Genomic DNA, 18,700 nt, shown 5'->3' on the forward strand with positions numbered 1-18,700 from the left:
CCAGCGCACGCAGGGGGTGACAAGAAGAGGCGGAATTGGTAACGGACGAGCCAATGAATTGGCTGGGCTTCCTGCCCACTTCGTACCAAAGGCTTGTTATTCCGATGCCCGATCTCCTGCTTGAGCTGTTCAGCGAGGAAATCCCCGCGCGCATGCAGCGCCGCGCCGCTGAAGACCTGAAATCCCTGGTCACAAATGCCTTGGTCGATGCCGGCCTTCACTACGAAGGCGCAAAGGCCTTCGCGACCCCGCGCCGCCTGGCTCTGCATGTGGCTGGTGTGCCTGCTGCGTCCTCCGCGACCCGTGAAGAGCGCAAGGGCCCGCGCGTCGGATCCCCGGAAAAGGCCATCGAAGGCTTTCTGCGTGGCGCAGGCCTTACTTCCCTCGACGAGGCGACCATTCAGGCCGACCCGAAGAAGGGTGAGTTCTATGTGGCAGTGATCGAGAAGCCGGGCCGTCCGGCGATCGATATCATCGCCGATTTCATGCCGGGCATCATCCGCAACTTCCCCTGGCCGAAGTCCATGAAGTGGGGCTCTGGCCAGATGCGCTGGGTGCGTCCGCTGCATTCCATCATCGCGACCTTTGGTCCGGAAACCGAAGAGCCGGATGTGGTGCCGTTTGAAGTGGATGGCATCAAGGCTGGAAATGCCACCCGCGGCCACCGCTTCCTGGCGGATGAGGCCTTCGAGGTGCGCCGTTTTGATGACTACGCGCCGAAGCTGGAAAAGCACAAGGTCGTGCTGGATGCCGACCGCCGCAAGGACATGATCCTGCACGACGCCAAGGACCGCGCTCTGGCGCTGGGTCTGGAGCTGGTCGAGGACGAAGGCCTTCTGGAAGAAGTTGCAGGGCTTGTCGAATGGCCAGTGGTCCTGACCGGCAATTTCGAGGAAGCTTTCCTTGATATTCCGGACGAGTGCATTCGTCTGACGATCCGCGCCAACCAGAAGTGCTTTGTGCTCAAGGACCCGCAGACGGGCCGGCTGGCGAACCGTTTTGTGCTGACCTCAAACATCGAAGCGCCCGATGGCGGCAAGACCATCGTTGCCGGCAACGAGAAGGTGATCCGTGCGCGTCTTTCCGATGCCCGTTTCTTCTGGGAAACTGACCTCAAGACCAGGCTTGCGGACAATCTGCCCAAGCTCGACAGCATCGTCTTCCACGAAAAGCTCGGCACACAGGGCGAGCGGGTTCAGCGTCTGACGGCTCTGGCCGCGGAGATCGCACCGCTGGTTGGTGCCGATGTCGAAAAGGCCAAGCGCGGCGCAACGCTGGCAAAAGCCGACCTCGTGTCCTCCATGGTCTATGAGTTCCCGGAACTTCAGGGTCAGATGGGCCGGACCTATGCCCAGAAGCAGGGCGAGGACGCGTCTGTTGCCATTGCCATCGAAGACCATTACCGCCCGCAGGGTCCGAGCGACAAGGTGCCGACCGATCCGGTCGCCATCGCCGTTGCGCTCGCCGACAAGCTGGACCTCCTGACGGGCTTCTGGGCCATCGACGAAAAGCCGACCGGCTCCAAGGATCCCTTCGCGCTCCGCCGCGCCGCGCTTGGTGTGATCCGCATCGTGCTGGAAAACGGCCTGCGCCTGCCGCTGCAGACCAGCCTGCTGTCCGCGCTGAAGACCCACAAGGCAAGCGTTGCCGATGCAAATGCTCTGGTTGAAGATCTCCTTTCCTTCTTCGCCGACCGCCTGAAGAACCACCTCAAGGATCATGGCGCACGCCACGACCTTATCGATGCGGTCTTTGCTCTTGGTGGCCAGGATGACCTTCTGATGGTGGTCAAGCGGGTGGAGGCTCTGGGCTCGTTCCTCGACACGGAAGACGGCAAGAACCTCGCTGCCGGCTACAAGCGTGCCGTGAACATCCTGAAGGCGGAAGAAAAAAAGGACGGCTCTGCCGTGACCGGCAAGCCGCATGCGGATCACCTGCGCGAGCAGGCGGAAATCGATCTGGCAGCTGCCATCGACAGCGCCCGTTCGGAAGCCGCCGATGCGGTGAAGGCGGAAGATTTCGAAGCGGCCATGACCGCTTTGTCCAAGCTCCGTGCACCGGTTGATGCGTTCTTCGAGGCCATTCTGGTCAACGCGGACGACGCTGACCTCCGCCTCAACCGCCTGCGTCTCCTCGCCGAAATCCGCGACGCCGCCCACGTGGTCGCCGATTTCTCCAAGGTCGCTGGCTAACGGCTAAGAGTATCAAACACGAAAAGCCCCGCCCGGATCTCTCCAGGCGGGGCTTTTTACATTTGGCGTGAGCGTTCTTCGGGGCATGCTCTCCCCGGAATCGTTGTGCTTATTTCGGACGCTTCAGCACTTCGAAGGCGATGAACTGGGTGGTTTGTTCGTCGTTGAAATTGTTGTCCGAGGCCAGGATCAGAACGTCGGTGCCGTCCTGTCCCTTGGCGAAAGTCATGGCTTCGACATTGTCCGGCTTCAGGCCGATGGCGCCCAGATCCAGGATCTGCGCCTTGCGTGCCGGAACGACCCGCTCTTTGGTGCTCGTCAGGCTGTCAATTTTTGACACATCCGTTGCGCCTTCCAGATCGGTCATGAAGACGCGGATCGTGTTGCCGATGTTCTGCGCAAATCCGCGCTCCAAGGTCAGGAGACGGTGGTCGTCGAGGGCCAGGAATTCCGGCATGCCATTGTCGTTCCAGCCATCGGCCTCAACTGGTGCCTGGGGGATCGGGCTGACCGGATAGACATACTGGGCCTTGGCAAGGCCGGTCGTCGCGTCAAAGCGGATCAGGCGGGCAAGGCTGCCGGTGGTCAGGGTCGCAGCCGGTCCATCCTGATAAAGGGCAGCTTCCAGGCCGACCAGAATATCTCCACCGGACATGACCGTGAGGCTTTCGAAGGCGTTGTTGTTGCGGATGCCTGAGCTCTTGTCAGGGGTGGGGGCAAAGCCGTTCGGCAGTACGAATTCCCGCACGAAGCGGCCGTCATCACCTGTGATGCGCAGGAAGGGGGAGATCCCCGCCTTCGCGTCGCCTTCGCTGGTCCAGAGAATGCCGTCCTGGCTGAAGCGGATCGCTTCCGGATCGACGGTCTTGGCCGCAAAGGGCTCGCCATTGGTATCGAGCAGGGTTGTGGTCCGGATCACCTTCACCGCGTGCAGGCCCTTGCCGTCGACCTGGATGTCTAGGTCATAGAAACGGGCGGGCGCCTTTTCCGAACGATCGTCCGAGATGGCGATGAAGCGGCGACTTGGCAGGTCGAAGTCGAGCCCGGAGATGCCGCCGAATTCCACACCGTCAATTATCTCGCCGGTCGGGATGGTGACTTCGCCCAGAAAGGACAAGCTGATTGGGGCGTCGCAATCAGACAGGGGGCAGGCGGTTTCAAAGCGGCTGCCGATATCCAGCGCATGGGCGGACGTGGAAAGAAGCAGCGCGAGGGACGCGGTACCCAGAAGACGGTTCAGCATGGACAAGCTCACAGGCAGAAATGGAGAGCAGTCCGGGCAGAAGCAAGCGCCTGTCCCGGACCGGGTTCGGCTCCATATGCGCCAGATCCATGAAAGAACGGACACGGTTTGCTGACGCTTTGATGACAACCCTCAGCCGCGCTCCTAGAGGGGAATGAGGGTGGTGATCCAACCGCTGATGGCCATGATGACGAGGGTCTTGCCGAGCCCCAGATGCAGCTTCAAAAGCAGGAGGGCGGCGAGCAGGGTGAGCAGAGCCGCCCGCCAGTCCAGAGTGGCGAGATCCGGCACCCAGAGCGCTGCCGGGCCAAAGCTTTCGCGGTTGACCACGCCAAACAAGGCGTGCAGGGCGAACCAGAGACCGAGGTTGAGGATCACACCTGCCACAGCTGCAGTGATCGCGGACAAGGCGCCGCGCAGGCGCGGGGCGCTGTCCAGCCGCTCGATGAAGGGGGCGCCGGTGAAAACCCAGAGGAAGCAGGGCGCGAAGGTCGCCCACAAGCCGACGGCGGCACTGGCGATGCCCAGGCCTATGCCTCCCGCTTTCTCGCCCGCCAGATAGGCGACGAATTCGGTCACGAGAATGAGCGGCCCGGGGGTGGTTTCGGCCAGGCCAAGCGCGTCGATCACTTCATTGGCGTTCAGCCAGTTCCGGGCAAGCGCCACTTCCTGCCCCAGATAGGTCAGGACTGCATAGGCGCCGCCAAAGGTCACCACGGCGAGCTTGGAATATAGGATGCCGATCTGGCTGAGGAGGTGGTCAGGACCGAGCGCAAAGAGCAGGGCAGCAAGCGGCAGAAGCCAGATTGCCAGCCAGAGCGCCGCAGTCTTCAGCAGAGACCGGGCGGACGCGGATCTGTGTGGAAGGGGCGTCTCTGCCGGATCATTCCAGCTTCGCAGGCTGCCATAAAGGGCAGCGAACAGGATGATCACCGGGAACGGCACTGCGAAACAGAAGATGCCGATGAAAGCAAGAGCGGCGAGGATCCACTGGTCCGCTCCCTTCAGGGCACGCTTGCCGATGCGCAGGAGCGCTTCCACGACAATGATGATGACGGCGCATTTGATGCCGAGAAACAGCGCTTGTGTCAGCGGCGCAGCCCCGAAGGCGGCGTAAAGACCCGCCAGCGCCAGGATCACCAGCGCGCCGGGCATCACGAAGGCAAGACCGGCAATCAACCCGCCCAGGGTGCCATGCAGACGCCAGCCGGACCAGGTGGCAAGCTGCATCGCTTCCGGGCCGGGCAGCATCATGCAAAAGCTGAGGGCGTTGAGATATTGCCGCTCTGTCAGCCATTTGCGCTCATCCACCAGAACCCGGTGCATGAGCGCAATCTGCGCGGCGGGGCCGCCGAAGGAGAGGACGCCGATTTTCAGCCAGACGGCGGCAGCGTTCCGGAGACTTGGGTGTGGGTCGTTCATCCTGTCTCCGGGAAAGGGGTCATGCGGTTTCGGCGCTCAGGCGGGCAACGGGCTTTTCCTCGATCGGCCAATGCACGATGGCCGCGAAGATGCCGAGGGCAATGCCGATCCACCAGATCGGATCATAGGAACCGGTCGCCTCGTAGATCTTGCCGCCGAGCCAGACGCCCAGGAAGGAGCCGACCTGGTGCGACACGAAGACGAAGCCGAACAGGGTTGCCATGTAGCGTGGCCCGAACATGACGGCGACCAGACCGGAGGTCGGCGGGACAGTCGAGAGCCAGAGCAGGCCCATGGCACCGGCAAACAGCAGCACGGTAACGGGTGACGGGGGAACCATCAGGAAGATGGTGATGACCACGGCGCGGGCCAGATAGATTGCCGACAGGAAAATCGGCTTGGAATAGCGTCCGCCGATATAGCCGGAGATCAGGGAGCCGGCGACATTGCACAGTCCGATCAAGGCAATCGCAATCGCGCCCCAGGACGGATCCATGCCAAGGTCAGCGATATAGGGCGGCAGGTGAACCGTGATGAAGGCCACATGGAAGCCGCAGACGAAGAAGCCGAAGCTCAGCAGGATGAAGCCCTTGGTGGCGAAGGCTTCCGAGATGGCCTGCTTCAGGCTCTGAGGTGCCACACCTGCCTGACTGGCAGGTGCAACGCTCTTGCCCTTGAGTGCAACTGCCAGGAAGGGGATCACCATGGTGATGCCCGCAAAGATGATCAGGGTCTGATGCCAGCCGACGCCGTCGAGCAGGGCATTGCCGAGCGGGGCAAACAGGAACTGGCCAAGCGAGCCGGAAGCGGTGCCAATGCCGAAGGCCAGCGAGCGCTGGTCCGGCGTGACCGTCCGTCCGAAGGCCGCCAGAACCAGCGAGAAGGACGAGAACGCGATACCCAGGCCGATCAGGACGCCTGCAGAAATATGCAGCATCACCGGGCTGGTGGCGTCTGCCATCATGTAGAGGCCGACGGCGTAGAAAACCGCGCCAAGGGTCATGGTCTTCCAGGTGCCGAACCGGTCGGAGCACATGCCGGCGACCGGCTGGCCGAAGCCCCACATGAGGTTCTGGATCGCGATGGCCAGACCGAAGATTTCCCGGTTCCATTCACGTGCTTCCGTCATGGGCTGCAGCAGCAGGCCCATGGCCGAGCGCGGCCCAAAGGAAATCAGGGCGATAAGACAGCCGCAGGCAATCACCAGCGGAATGTTCGGGCGGCTGGAAACTGCCGCAGAAGAGGTGTTGCTCATCGGGGTCTTTCACCTGAGACAGAAGGAGCCGCAGGATATGCCGGAGTCTGGCTCAGCCGAAACGATATTTCGTGAATGATCCATCAGTGCCGTGAATGGAACCCGCCTCTCTCTTTGATGATGAACCGGAATAGAATGCGGAGTGCTCCGTCTGCATGACGCCAAAAATCCGGTCTCCGATTGCCTCAGATCAGGGCAAACAGCTCTGATCCGCTTTGGATGATTTTGGCAAGATCATGAAATGATGAAGCTTTTGAGACAAAATGCTCAGTTTTGTGAATGCCTATGGATTTTCCACTTTGCAGGTTCTATATAAGCTCTCAAAGAGCAGAAGGTTGAGCAAGGGCGATACGGCCCGTTTTCTTTGGCAATACATATACTCAAATTGAGTATAAAGTCCTGAGGGAGGTCTCCATGACCATCACCAGTTCTCCGGCCGCCTTCAAGGGCGCCACTCCCGTCGCTCTCGAGCGTTTCGGCCGCCTTCCGCGTCCGGATCTCACCTATACGCCGGAAGTCGCCGAAGCGACGGCTCCGATCTATGAGAAGCTCAAGCACATCATCCCGGCGATCGAGTGGCCCGCGCTTGCTCCGACCATTCATGCGATCAACCTGCTGAAAAAGCAGCGCAATGCCGTGATCCTGGCGCATAACTACATGACGCCGGACATCTATCACGGTGTGGCCGATATCGTCGGTGACAGTCTCCAGCTCGCCATCGAGGCAACCCGGACGGATGCACAGGTCATCGTTCAGTGCGGCGTGCACTTCATGGCCGAGACCTCGAAGATCCTGAGCCCGGAAAAGACGGTTCTGATCCCGGACATGCGGGCGGGCTGCTCCCTGGCCGAATCGATCACCGGTGCCGACGTGCGTGCCCTGCGCGAACGCAATCCCGGTGTGCCGATCATCACCTATGTGAACACCTCCGCCGACGTGAAGGCCGAATGCGACATCTGCTGCACCTCGTCCAACGCGCTGGAAGTTGTCGAGAGCTTCGGTGTCGACCGGGTGTTCCTCATTCCGGACAAGTATCTGGCCGCCAATGTCGGCAACAAGACCGACGTGGAAGTTCTGGTCTGGGACGGCGCTTGTGAGGTGCATGAGCGCTTCACCGCCAAGGAACTGCGCGACTACCGCAAGATCGAACCGGACATCAAGATCATCGCGCACCCCGAGTGCCCGCCGGAAGTCGTTGCAGAAGCCGACTTTGCCGGGTCCACCGCGCATATGATCGACTGGGTGAAGACCCGTAAGCCGGAGAAGGTGATGATGATCACCGAATGCTCCATGGCTGACAATGTTGCCAGCGAGACCCCGGGCGTGAATTATATCCGTCCGTGCAACCTGTGCCCGCACATGAAGCGCATCACGCTGGACAAGATCCTCGACACCTTGGTCGAGATGAAGGAAGAAGTGGTTGTCGATCCGGTCGTTGCTGAAAAGGCACGCGTCGCGGTCGAGCGGATGATCAATCTGAAAAAGAACTGATTGGTCGTTCTGGTCTAGAATGAAGGTGGCTGCCGGACTGGCTCCGGCAGAGCCTTCCGCCCGTACGCCTAAAGCCGCGGGTTCATCATGGGACATTCCTATGGGCATTTCGGTCGAAGATTTCGCTCCCGCGCTTGCGGGCAAGGACGTTGATGACGTCGTCATTCTGGGCGGCGGTCTCGCTGGTCTGTTCTGCGCGCTGAAACTGGCGCCGCGGCCGGTCACCGTCATCTCCAACGCGGCCATCGGCCAGGGGGCATCGTCTGCATGGGCCCAGGGTGGCATTGCGGCGGCGGTATCCGAGCAGGACACGTTCGAGAAACACCGCGATGACACGCTGGCCGCAGGCGCCGGCATCTGTGAGCGCAAGATCGTTGAGCAGATGACCCGGGAAGCTGGCGACCGTGTCCGCGATCTCCTGTCTTATGGCGTTCCCTTCGATCAGGATCTGGAAGGCCGCCTTCAGCTGTCCCGCGAAGCTGCCCATTCGGAAAACCGGGTGGTGCGGGTGCGCGGCGACATGGCGGGCCGGGCCATCATGGATGCGTTGATCGCTGCAGTCCGCAGGACCCCGTCGATCCGTATTCTGGAAGGCTTCATCGGCGAAAGCCTGATGGGTGAGGGCCGGTATGTAACCGGTGTTCTGGCACGCAAACGTGGCGGACTGGAGCGCATGGCGTTTCCGGCTCACGCGGTGGTGCTGGCTTCCGGCGGCATTGGCCATCTCTATTCCGTCACCACGAACCCGGGTGAAGCAAACGGCCACGGCCTTGCCATGGCAGCGCGTGCCGGTGCGGTGATCGCGGATGCCGAATTCGTTCAGTTCCATCCGACGGCGCTCAATGTGGGCCGTGATCCGGCTCCGCTGGCAACCGAAGCACTGCGCGGCGATGGGGCAACCCTGATCAACTCCGCCGGTGAGCGGTTCATGACCAAGGTCCATGATCTGGCAGAGCTTGCACCGCGCGATATCGTGGCCCGGGCAATCCACCGGGAAGTGACCTCCGGCGGTGGAGCGTTCCTCGATTGCCGCTCTGCCGTCGGTGCCGCCTTCAAGGACCGCTATCCGACCGTTTATGCGGCCTGCGTCGAAGCCGGTATCGATCCGGCAACTCAGCCGATCCCGGTTGCGCCTGCCGAGCATTATCACATGGGCGGTATTCTCACCGATGCCAATGGCCGTACGTCGCTCGACGGCCTCTGGGCTGCCGGCGAGGTCGCCTCGACCGGCGCACATGGGGCGAACCGTCTTGCGTCCAACTCCCTGCTGGAAGCGGTCGTCTTTGCTGCCCGCATCGCCGATGACATCCAGGGCCTCATGCCGACCCCGCGCAGCGCCTATTGGAACGAGCTCGACAGCGAGCCGGGCCTGCCGAGCCAGCGCAACTTTGATGAGCGTGAAGCCATCACGGCTCTGCGTGAGACCATGGGCCGGAATGTTGGCGTGGAGAGGGATGCCGACAGCCTGCGCCGGGCCTTGGCGGATATCGCTGCTGCCGAAGCGCGCTGCGAGCGCATTTCCATCCGTAACATGATGATTGCCGGCCGGATCATCGCCGCCTCTGCACTCAAGCGCACCGAGAGCCGTGGCGGTCATTTCCGCTCGGACTTCCCGGAGGCCGATCCGGCTCAGGCGCGCCGCTCCTTCACCAGCCTGAAGGAAGTGGATGCGATCGCAAAGGAAGCAGCGGCTGTTGCCGCAGGAGAATGATCTGATGGCCGGTTATCTGCCCGAGCTGCCCCGACTGATGGTTGACGAAGCGGTCAAGGCCGCTTTGCTTGAAGACTGGGGCCGGGCAGGGGACGTGACGAGCCAGGCGACCATTCCGGCGGATGCTCAGGCAACGGCGGTCATCGCGTCGCGCAAGCCCGGTGTGCTTGCAGGTCTGGCGCTGGCGGAAAGCGCTTTCCGCCAGACCGATGCGCGGGTCCGTTTCGAGACTGTCCTGCAGGACGGGGCGCGGCTCGAAAAGGGCAGCATTGCCGCCCGCATGACAGGGCCGGCCCGTGCCATCCTGTCGGCGGAGCGCGTGGCGCTGAACTTTGCCTGCCATCTCTCGGGCATCGCCACGGCAACCGCCCGGTTCGCAGATCTGATCGCCCACACGGAAGCCGACATCGTCTGCACCCGCAAAACCACGCCGGGCCTCAGGGCTTTCGAGAAATACGCCGTGCGTTGCGGTGGCGGTTCCAATCACCGTTTCGGCCTGGATGATGCCATCCTGATCAAGGACAACCACATTGCCGTTGCAGGCGGTGTGCGGCCTGCGATCGAAGCGGCCAAGGCTTTCGCCGGTCATCTGGTGAAGATCGAGGTCGAAGTCGACACGCTGGACCAGCTGCGGGAAGCGCTGGCCTGCAAGCCTGATGTGATCATGCTCGACAATATGGGGCCTGAGCAGTTGCGCGAGGCCGTCTCCATCGCGGGCGGTCAGGTGCTGCTGGAGGCCTCCGGCGGGATCGAGGCGGATACGATCACGGCCATTGCCGAGGCGGGTGTGAACCTGATCTCATCCGGCTGGATCACCCACTCCTCCCCGATTCTGGATCTGGGCCTCGATATCGAGATCGGATAGGCGCGGCGGCGAACCGCCACGCCTTCCTGCTTAACCAGCGATCAGGAAGAGGCCAGCAGCGGCAGTCAGGGCGCCGAGAACGCGGGTGGCGACTTCACCACGGCGGGTTTCGGCGTCAAGACCAGTGCGGGTGCCGTAGCCGATCAGAACGCCAGCTCCATGCAGAAGCGCGGTGGCGCAGACAAAGCCGAGACCATAGGTCAGGACGGCTGCAGCACCCATTTCACCGCCATGGGCATGGCCGTGGAAGAGGCCGAAGATGCCGGTGATCACGGCACAGGCCACAAGCGGCAGAGGCAGTGCGAGCGCGACCAGGGCGCCGATTGCCACAACGCTTGCCAGGATCATCGGCTCGACGAAGGGCAGATGCACACCGCCGAGCGCGAGCAGGAAGCCGGCCACCATGGAGCCGACAAAGGCCGAAGGCAGAGCCCAGATCGCCTTGCCGCCCGCCAATGCGCCCCAGAGGCCGACAGCAATCATCGCCAGAACATGGTCGAGGCCGAAGACGGGATGGGTGAAGCCCGCGGCAAATGACCCGTGTTCGGACGGGTCCAGATGGGCGAGTGCCGGGCTGGTGAGGGCGGTGAGGCTCAGCGAGAGCGTGCCAAGGGCCAGAAGCCCGCGAAGATGTGTCATGAGAGATCCTCTGAGGTGAGTCGATCATGCACCCCGGAATGGGTCGTGCGGGACCTAACAACCTTTCGGGGGCCAGTTTGTCAAATTTCCGCGCGGCTTGTCTTGTTGAAAGCGTGGGCAGGAAAAAGAAAACCCCGGAACCGGTCCGGGGGGAGATTGATGACAAAGCAGCCAAGATTGATGGTCATCCCGGTTTGGTGCCCAGCACCAAGACCGGGATCCAGTATCCCGTAGAGTGGGCTCTTGAAAAAACCATTTACCTCAGGTGGTTACTGGATCCCTGCCTTCGCAGGGATGACAACCAACTCTTCGAAATCTGACGCCTCAAGAGGGATTGGGGCTTTTCAGCAGTCTGAACCCCCGGAACCGGTCCGGGGTTTCTGGTGATCCTCTTGCGGTGGGCTGGATCAGTTCCAGCCGCCTGCATAGGTCTTGTAGAAGATGTGCTCGCCGATCTGGCCACGCTTGACCATCGACTTGCGCCAGCGCGGGGCCACATAGGTGGCGTGGTAGTGGGTCGAGGCATCGACCATCTTCAGATAACGGGTGCCGCCGATCACGTCCTTGGCCAGTTTCTGGGCCGTCTTCCAGCTGTCAGGCTGGGAGATGCGGTCCGGAATGCCGTCGCAGGCAAAGGAGAACTGGCAGCGGTTGAACTTGTTGCGGTTCTGGTAGACGACGCCGCAGATCGAATCCGGATAGGCGGGGTTCTTGACCCGGTTCAGGACGACCTGACCAACGGCCACCTGGCCATCTTCGCTTTCACCACGGGCCTCGAAGTAGATCGCTTCGGCCAGGCACTTCTGTTCCTTCGGCTCCATGACGGACAGCGGCAGCGGCTTCTGGGCCCACCAATGCGGGTTGTTCGGATCTTCCGGCGGCGGCATGTCGTCTTCGTATTTTGGCGCACCAAAGAGCGCATCAAACGGCTGGCGCGTGTCCATGACGGATTCGGGAGAATAGGCGGACACAAGCGAGAAGCTGGCAGCTGCCGCGTTGCGGGCCATCATGACCTTCTGCAGGTCGATCGGCTTGCCATCGGCGTTGGCGCTCACGTTGCCTGCCAGTTGCGTGCCTTTGCCGTGGGAATAGGGCTCGGGCAGCACAAAGGCCACGCGGGGCATGTCGTCATGCTTTTCATCGCTGATCAGGCTGGGCAGGGAATAGACGGCGCCTGCTGCCATATCGACCATCTGCCGGTCCGGTGCCAGAGAGACAAAACGGTTGCCCTTGCCGGTCCGGTTGATCTCGATCTCGTCCGGAATTTCGGTCGGAAACTGTTCGCGCGCGAGGGCTTCCAGGCCGGTGACTTCGGTGGATTGCGCACCTTTCGCGGCCGAGGTCAGCAGCAGCTTCGGCGCGCTTGCGGGGTTTGCCCGTTCGGCCAGTTGCTCATTGCTGCCAAGAGCCAGCGACGGCGTGACGCTCGTGGCGAAGTTGGCTGGCTCAAGCGCCATCATCCAGCGCGGCGTTTCCTTGTGCTGCGCTGTCAGCAGAGCAACGATATCCTGCTGGCCAATGGAGGCGGTCATGGTGAGAAAAATGGCGGAACCTGCCAGGGCAAGGCGCTTCAGACGGTCTGCCGTGGACTTCAGCCGGACCTTCCTGGGAAGGGCACGGGAGGAATGCCGCCCGGAAGGGCGGTGACGGGGGCCAGACATACGCAGCCAACTCCAACTCGATACGCGCAGGACCGCACAATGTGCAGATCCCCAAATCAGGCCAGTCCATGTCCGACCACTAAAATTGAAATTGCGCTCTTAACCTTGAAAGAGAGTTAATGGCCGCGAAAAACCGCGAAACCCCTAGGGAAACGAGTGAAAAGTCAGGTGGTTATGGTTAAAACTCAGCGGCCGCCGACGCGCAGTCCCGGGGCCGGCCGCTCGTTCAGAAGCTCATGACGGAACCGAAACAGGGCTGCCGGGCGCCCTCCGGTTTCCGTGGATGTGGCGCCGGTCGGCTCCACCAGATCGGCGTTTTCAACGAGCCGCCGGAAGTTCTGCTTGTGCAGGTGACGGCCTGAAATGGCCTCTACCGAGGTCTGCAATTCGGTCAGGGTGAAGGCGGCCGGCATGAGCTCGAAGACGACCGGGCGGTATTTCAGCTTGGCCCTGAGACGGGAAATGGCCGTTGCCAGAATGCGCCGGTGATCGAAGCGCATGGTCCGGCCAAACCGGGGCAGGCTGTCCCGGTCAAGAGCGGCTGCCCGTTCGTCGCGCAGAGCCTCTTCGATGAGGCCAGCTTCATAGAGAAGCTCGTAGCGTTCGAGGGCACGCTCCTCGTCCCATTCCCCGGCAGCTCCGGAAAGAGGGGCGCCAAAGGCAATTTTCAGCCGTTCCTTCCGGGTCAGCGCCCGTTGGGGGGAAATGTCGTCCGGGGCCTTTTCCGACCAGGCGGTCAGAGCCGGGATGATCTCGCGGTCGAGAATGGACGGGCGGCCATTGCGCCAGTCTTCCCAGGGGAAATAATCGTACCAGGAGCGCCAGGCGGAGTGATGGCGGGCAAGCGCATCTTCCGATCCGGGGGTCTGCCGGGTGAGGGCCAGATATCCGACAGAGACCACATGGGGGCCTGCATCGTCTCGGGTCCGGTGACGGCCGCGGTCGCCGAATGTGTAGAGCTGTTCCACATAGCCGAGACGCAGGGCAGTCTGTTCCTCCACCCAGGAGCGCAGGCCGATGTCGAATGTCCGGTGATGCAACGGGTCGAAGGGGCCGAAAGGCAGGCTGTCTGGCTCGATCCCCGCAGGATCATCCACCTGGACGATGAAAGGAACTCCCCGGGCAACGGCAACGATGACGGCATTGAGGCCGATCTCAATAGCAGCTCCGGCTGAGTTCATGCTCTGCTCCCCTGTCGTCCGGTCTCCGGTGTCATGTTACTCCAACGGCAGGGAAAAAGGCGTGCCTTCAAATGCGTCAGCGCCCCGGCCGATGCCACGGATAGCGTCGATCATACGGCCGTTTCGTTGCAGCAACTTGTCGGCAAAGGCAACGAGCCGGGCATTCGGGGTCGCAGAAGGAGCATTGCGCCGCAAGAGCAGTGCAAGTTCCTGTTCGTCCGCCTGGGGCTGCAGCGCGCAGGCGGTGATATAGGCCCCGGCTGTCGACCGGCTGATACCGGCCCAGCAATGGATCACCATCGGGGCAGACCGGTCCCAGCCCCTGACGAAATCCAGCAAATGCTGGACATGCTGCTCTGCCGGGGGCTTCAGGCCTTCGACCGGCGTGACAATATCATTGAAGCCGAGAAACAGATGCCCCTCCGGAGCGATGCCCTGTGGTGTCGGCACCATCGTTTCCGCATTGATCAGAGTGACCACATGGGACGCGCCCGTCTTCGTGACGGTCTCTGTCAGGCGGGAGAGGGAGCAGACGTGCAGCATGGCGATCCGTTTCTTGAGGTTGGACGAATCCTAACGGGTCTGCGCGGTCTGGTCACCCGGCAGCCCCCATGTTTCAGAGGGTTTTCCCGGTCTGGCTGTTACTTTCTCGCCGCTTCGATCTGGTTGAACCGGTCCAGGAAGCGGGCCTGCGCCTGCGAGGCGGGCAGAGGGGCGAGACCGAGACGGGCCGGAGCCTTGCCGTCTGCTGTGAAAGCCTTGGGTTTCCCGAAGATCTTGGCGGCTTCCTTCTCGTCGAACCCGGCCAGTTCAATCGCCTCGTAATAGGCGCAGATGATGTCTGCCTGCTTGGCGAGTTTCTTCACGCTCTGCGGAATTTCGGCCGGTAGGCCGAAGCGCACGTGAATGGCGGATTGCAGCCGGTGCTCAACCGCCTTGTAGGCGCCGCCCATCACCGCCTTGAAAGGCGAGATCATGTCACCGATCACATATTCCGGGCCGTCGTGAAGCAGAACCGCAAGCTGCCAGTCCGGCGTCAGGTCCGGCTTCAGCTGCCGGGCAATCTCCTCGACCACCAAAGAGTGCTCGGCGACGGAAAAGGCATGGTCGCCAAAGGTCTGACCATTCCACCGGGCAACACGGGCAAGGCCATGGGCAATGTCGGCCACTTCCACATCCAGCGGCGAAGGGTCCAGAAGATCGAGGCGGCGGCCGGACAGCATGCGCTGCCAGGCACGGGGCGATTTGGAGGGTTTGTCAGCGGCCATGAATTCGGAATGCGTGAAAGGAAATGAAAGGGGGAGGTTCAGTCGTTCGACGCCGTTTCCGGCCAGCCGAACCTTGCCCATTCTGGCAGACGGACGGTGATTGGAACATCCCCAGCGAAGATGGGAAGGTCTTGATCCAGCGCGGACTTGACCTTGTCGAGCCGCAGGATCGCGAGGCCGTTCCGGCCTTCTGCTGACGTCAGGGATCCGAGGGCCCGTCCGTCTGCGGTAATCTCAGTGCCTGCTGCGGGCAAGGCAGCTTCAGTTTCGACCTGGATGATCCGCTTGCGGGCGGTCGAGCGGTGCTGCATGCGCGAGACGACTTCCTGCCCGACATAGCAGCCCTTGGTGAAGGACACGCCGCCAAGCTGGTCCATGTCCGCGTCATGGGGGAAAATATCGGAATAGGCAAAGTCGGCGAGACCTTCCGGCACGCCTAGGGCAATGCGCTGGATGTGATAGGCCTCGAAGGTGCTTTGTTCTGCACCCGCGCCGGCAAGGGCCCGAGCGATGTCGGTGATAGGGCCCAGAACCCGCTGGCCGAGCGCGGCAAGGCGCGGGTCGGTCACGGTCAGTCCGTCCTGAAGGGCTGGGGCCGGCGCGCCCCAGACGGCAACGGTGCCTTCCGTCTCGTCCAAAAGCGTGATTTCGACCTTCGCCCTGAGCCGGTAGAAGGTCAGCCGCTTGGCAAGATCGGCTGCCGTTTCGCGCGGCGTGTCCAGAAGATAGCCGTCAGCGGTCCTGGCGATCAGGAAGTCGAAGAAGATCTTGCCCTGCGGGGTCAGAAGTGCGCCGAAGCCTGCGCTGCCTTCAGAAATGGTCTCCACGTCACAGGTGACGAGGTTTTGCAGGAAATGGGTTGCGTCAGGGCCACCTATCCGGATCAGGGCGCGGTTTGAAAGCACGGCGAACTGTGAATGTGTCATGACGCAAGCCCCTTTGCTGATGATCCGAGGGACCATCCGTTTCCCCTTGGCACATAGTCAGCTTTGGCCTGTGGGGCAAGGCCGGGAAGCAAAGCCGGGTACGGTTGAGGCTGGCCCTTCCACGATCATCCGCGTATAAGCCTCCCGGAGCAAACACGAGCGGGAGTTAAGTCCTTGAGCCAGACCTATGATGTGATCCTGAAGGGCGGAACGGTTGTCAATCAGGACGGCGAAGGGATACGGGATGTCGCGATCCGTGGCGGCCGGATCGTCGGGCTGGGCCAGTTCGACTCCTCTGAGGCCGGAGAGACCATCGACTGCACGGGTCTTCATGTTCTGCCGGGCGTGATCGATAGCCAGGTGCATTTCCGCGAGCCAGGTCTGGACCACAAGGAAGATCTGGAATCCGGGTCCCGCGCTGCTGCGATGGGCGGCGTCACTGCTGTCTTCGAAATGCCGAACACCAACCCGCTCACCACCACTGCCGAAACGCTGGCGGACAAGGTGAAGCGTGGCCATCATCGCATGCACTGCGATTTTGCCTTCTGGGTCGGGGGCACCCGCGACAATGTGAAGGACATTCCCGAGCTGGAGCGCCTGCCGGGCGCCGCCGGGATCAAGGTTTTCATGGGTTCGTCCACCGGTGACCTCCTGGTCGAGGATGATGCCGGCGTGAAGGCCATTCTGTCGACGACCCGCCGCCGCGCGGCTTTCCATTCCGAAGACGAGTTCCGCCTGCGCGAGCGCAAGGGCGAGCAGATCGCCAATGATCCGCGCAGCCACCCGGTCTGGCGCGACGAGATCGCAGCGCTGCAATGCACCGAGCGTCTGGTGCGCATTGCCCGCGAAGCCGGCGCCAAGATCCATATCCTGCACCTGTCGACGGCCGAGGAAGTGGACTTCCTGATCGATCACAAGGACGTGGCTTCCATCGAGGTGACCCCCCATCATCTGACCCTGACCGACGAGGCCTATACCCGCCTCGGCACGCTGGTGCAGATGAACCCGCCGGTACGGGCGCCGCGCCACAAGGATCGACTGTGGTGGGGTCTGGAACAGGGCATCCTGGACATCTTCGGATCTGACCATGCGCCGCATCTTCTGGAAGAAAAGCAGAAGCCCTATCCGGCATCGCCCTCGGGTATGACCGGCGTGCAGACGCTGGTTCCGATCATGCTGGACCACGTCAATGCAGGTCGCCTGAGCCTTGCCCGTTTCGTCGACATGACCAGCGCTGGCCCGGCCCGCCTGTTCCAGACAGCCCGCAAGGGCCGCATTGCGGTCGGCTATGATGCGGACTTTACCGTTGTCGACATGAAGAAGCGCCAGACCATCACCAATGACTGGATCGCCTCCAAGTGCGGCTGGACGCCTTATGACGGCAAGGAAGTCACCGGCTGGCCGGTCGGCACCATTGTCCGTGGCCAGAGGGTCATGTGGGACGCGGAACTGACCACGCCGTCCAGAGGCGAAGCGGTTCTTTTCCAGGACGGTCTGCCGCGCAACTGAGAGTTCCGTCCGGTGTGAATTCGAAAGCGGTCCGCTGGTTCAGCGGGCCGCTTTTTTCGTGTCCGGGTGCCGCCCCCATCCAACCCGGTTCCAGACCAGCTCATGCAGGAAAAAGCAGACGAAACCGGTCGCCGAAGCTGACAGTGCGAGCGTCAGCGCCCCCAGGAAGGATCCTGTATGGGGCAGGCTCAGCAGCGTCATGCTGATAACGCCCATGGTTTGCCAGGTCAGGGTCTTGAGCAGGGTGCGGCGGGTGGTTTCCAAGTGGGCCTCCAACGGTGGATCTGAAGGTCAGCCATACCCGGAGAGGTAAGCTTGCAGGAACCACGCATTTTTGCAGAATATATCCCGAACTGTTGATTTAGATCACCTCTGATGATTTAAGTCTCATATGGACAAGCGAGACCGTTCTCTTCTCTTCCGTGATCGTCTGAACGAAGCCATGCAGCGCTCAGGGATGAGCCGGGCAGCGCTGGCCCGTGCCTGCGCTGTCGACAGGTCGACCATCGCCCTTCTGCTGGGCGATGATCAGGGCAGGTTGCCCAATGCCCATCTGGCCGCGGAATGCGCCTCCGCGCTTTCCGTGAGTGCCGACTGGCTGCTGGGCCTGACCGAGCGGAGCGAAACTGCGGCCGATCTTCTGGATTCCTCCTTCCGCGTGACGGAGGCTGAGCGATCCTTCGCCGATGCGCAGATTGACGAGTGGCACCGGGAGGCGGCCGGCTACAAGATCCGCCATGTGCCTGCAACCTTGCCCGACCTGCTCAAGACCGATGCGGTGTTCGAATTTGAATATGCCGCTTTCCGGGACAGGACCCCCGATCAGGCTATCTCCGCCATGCGCAGCAAGGCTGATTGGCTGCGGCGGCCCGGGTCGGACTATGAGATCTGCTGTTCGCGGGAGCTGGTCGAGTCGCTGGCGCGCGGTGAGGGCTATTGGCGCGGGTTGCCCAAGGCGGCAAGAGAAGAGCAGATCGAGCACATGGCCAGATGCTGCCGGGATCTTTATCCCTCGCTTCGGCTCTATCTCTACGACACCAAGGTGGTCTTCTCGGCGCCGGTGACCATTTTCGGTCCGCTGCTTGCGGTGATCTACATCGGTGGCCACTACATGGTCTTCCGCGAGAACCGGCAGATCCGCGCCTTGACGGATCACTTCGACCAGCTCGTGCGCGATTCAGATACCGATGCCCGGTCCGTGGCCGCTCTGATTGCGGGACTTGCGGAAGAATGCCGCGGCTAGAGTGCGATACTGTGCCCTGTCCCTAAACTCAGTGCGGTGCCGCAAATGTGATCTGCGTTACAGCCTGAATGTGGATTATCACCCTATGATGCAG

16 protein-coding genes are annotated in these 18,700 nt (G+C 62.0%); 6 read left to right on the plus strand and 10 right to left on the minus strand.

The features are described 5' to 3' along the window. Positions 1–104 precede the first annotated feature (104 nt). Positions 105–2,192, plus strand: a complete 2,088-nt coding sequence (gene glyS / locus BUA94_RS03540) for a glycine--tRNA ligase subunit beta (protein ID WP_073008872.1) — start codon at positions 105–107, stop codon at positions 2,190–2,192. Positions 2,193–2,301: 109 nt separating this feature from the next. Here glyS and BUA94_RS03545 read toward each other — a convergent pair whose 3' ends face one another. The 3 genes from BUA94_RS03545 to BUA94_RS03555 form a co-directional block, all read right to left on the minus strand. Next, positions 2,302–3,435 carry an esterase-like activity of phytase family protein gene (locus BUA94_RS03545; protein ID WP_073008875.1) on the minus strand — a complete coding sequence of 378 codons (1,134 nt, stop codon included), beginning with the start codon at positions 3,433–3,435 and terminating at the stop codon, positions 2,302–2,304. Between the two features lie 144 nt (positions 3,436–3,579). Continuing rightward, a complete protein-coding gene (chrA, locus tag BUA94_RS03550) occupies positions 3,580–4,857 on the minus strand; it encodes a chromate efflux transporter (RefSeq protein ID WP_073008878.1) in 1,278 nt (425 codons plus the stop codon). A gap of 19 nt (positions 4,858–4,876) precedes the next feature. Further along, positions 4,877–6,112 (minus strand): MFS transporter, encoded by a 1,236-nt coding sequence (locus tag BUA94_RS03555; protein WP_073008881.1) that lies wholly within the window; start codon positions 6,110–6,112, stop codon positions 4,877–4,879. Between the two features lie 414 nt (positions 6,113–6,526). Between BUA94_RS03555 and nadA the strand changes: the two genes are divergently transcribed. The 3 genes from nadA to nadC all read left to right on the plus strand — a co-directional run bounded on the left by nadA (position 6,527) and on the right by nadC (position 10,179). Then, positions 6,527–7,603 carry a quinolinate synthase NadA gene (nadA, locus tag BUA94_RS03560; RefSeq protein WP_073008884.1) on the plus strand — a complete coding sequence of 359 codons (1,077 nt, stop codon included), beginning with the start codon at positions 6,527–6,529 and terminating at the stop codon, positions 7,601–7,603. A gap of 100 nt (positions 7,604–7,703) precedes the next feature. Then, a complete protein-coding gene (locus tag BUA94_RS03565) occupies positions 7,704–9,314 on the plus strand; it encodes an L-aspartate oxidase (protein WP_073008887.1) in 1,611 nt (536 codons plus the stop codon). Between the two features lie 4 nt (positions 9,315–9,318). Further along, positions 9,319–10,179, plus strand: coding sequence for a carboxylating nicotinate-nucleotide diphosphorylase (nadC, locus tag BUA94_RS03570; RefSeq protein WP_073010830.1), 861 nt, complete (start codon positions 9,319–9,321; stop codon positions 10,177–10,179). A gap of 30 nt (positions 10,180–10,209) precedes the next feature. Here the strand turns inward: nadC and BUA94_RS03575 are convergent, their stop codons facing one another. The 6 genes from BUA94_RS03575 to ygfZ form a co-directional block, all read right to left on the minus strand. After that, a complete protein-coding gene (locus tag BUA94_RS03575; protein WP_073008890.1) occupies positions 10,210–10,818 on the minus strand; it encodes a HupE/UreJ family protein in 609 nt (202 codons plus the stop codon). 407 nt (positions 10,819–11,225) lie between these two features. Further along, on the minus strand, positions 11,226–12,479 hold the full coding sequence (locus BUA94_RS03580; RefSeq protein WP_073008893.1) for a cell wall hydrolase: 1,254 nt from the start codon (positions 12,477–12,479) through the stop codon (positions 11,226–11,228). Between the two features lie 185 nt (positions 12,480–12,664). After that, positions 12,665–13,660 (minus strand): NUDIX hydrolase, encoded by a 996-nt coding sequence (locus BUA94_RS03585; protein WP_073008896.1) that lies wholly within the window; start codon positions 13,658–13,660, stop codon positions 12,665–12,667. 36 nt (positions 13,661–13,696) lie between these two features. Then, entirely contained in the window at positions 13,697–14,203 is a 507-nt protein-coding gene (locus tag BUA94_RS03590) for a tyrosine phosphatase family protein (RefSeq protein ID WP_073008899.1), read from the minus strand. 98 nt (positions 14,204–14,301) lie between these two features. Then, a complete protein-coding gene (locus BUA94_RS03595; protein WP_073010833.1) occupies positions 14,302–14,928 on the minus strand; it encodes a YfbR-like 5'-deoxynucleotidase in 627 nt (208 codons plus the stop codon). A gap of 38 nt (positions 14,929–14,966) precedes the next feature. Then, a complete protein-coding gene (ygfZ, locus tag BUA94_RS03600; RefSeq protein WP_073008902.1) occupies positions 14,967–15,854 on the minus strand; it encodes a CAF17-like 4Fe-4S cluster assembly/insertion protein YgfZ in 888 nt (295 codons plus the stop codon). Between the two features lie 174 nt (positions 15,855–16,028). Between ygfZ and BUA94_RS03605 the strand changes: the two genes are divergently transcribed. After that, positions 16,029–17,363, plus strand: a complete 1,335-nt coding sequence (locus BUA94_RS03605) for a dihydroorotase (RefSeq protein WP_073008905.1) — start codon at positions 16,029–16,031, stop codon at positions 17,361–17,363. A gap of 39 nt (positions 17,364–17,402) precedes the next feature. Here the strand turns inward: BUA94_RS03605 and BUA94_RS03610 are convergent, their stop codons facing one another. Continuing rightward, on the minus strand, positions 17,403–17,627 hold the full coding sequence (locus BUA94_RS03610) for a DUF2061 domain-containing protein (RefSeq protein ID WP_073010837.1): 225 nt from the start codon (positions 17,625–17,627) through the stop codon (positions 17,403–17,405). A gap of 127 nt (positions 17,628–17,754) precedes the next feature. Between BUA94_RS03610 and BUA94_RS03615 the strand changes: the two genes are divergently transcribed. Beyond that, a complete protein-coding gene (locus BUA94_RS03615) occupies positions 17,755–18,606 on the plus strand; it encodes a helix-turn-helix domain-containing protein (RefSeq protein ID WP_073008908.1) in 852 nt (283 codons plus the stop codon). Positions 18,607–18,700 lie beyond the last annotated feature (94 nt).

The sequence above is a fragment of the Roseibium suaedae genome, assembly GCF_900142725.1.
Classification (GTDB): domain Bacteria; phylum Pseudomonadota; class Alphaproteobacteria; order Rhizobiales; family Stappiaceae; genus Roseibium; species Roseibium suaedae.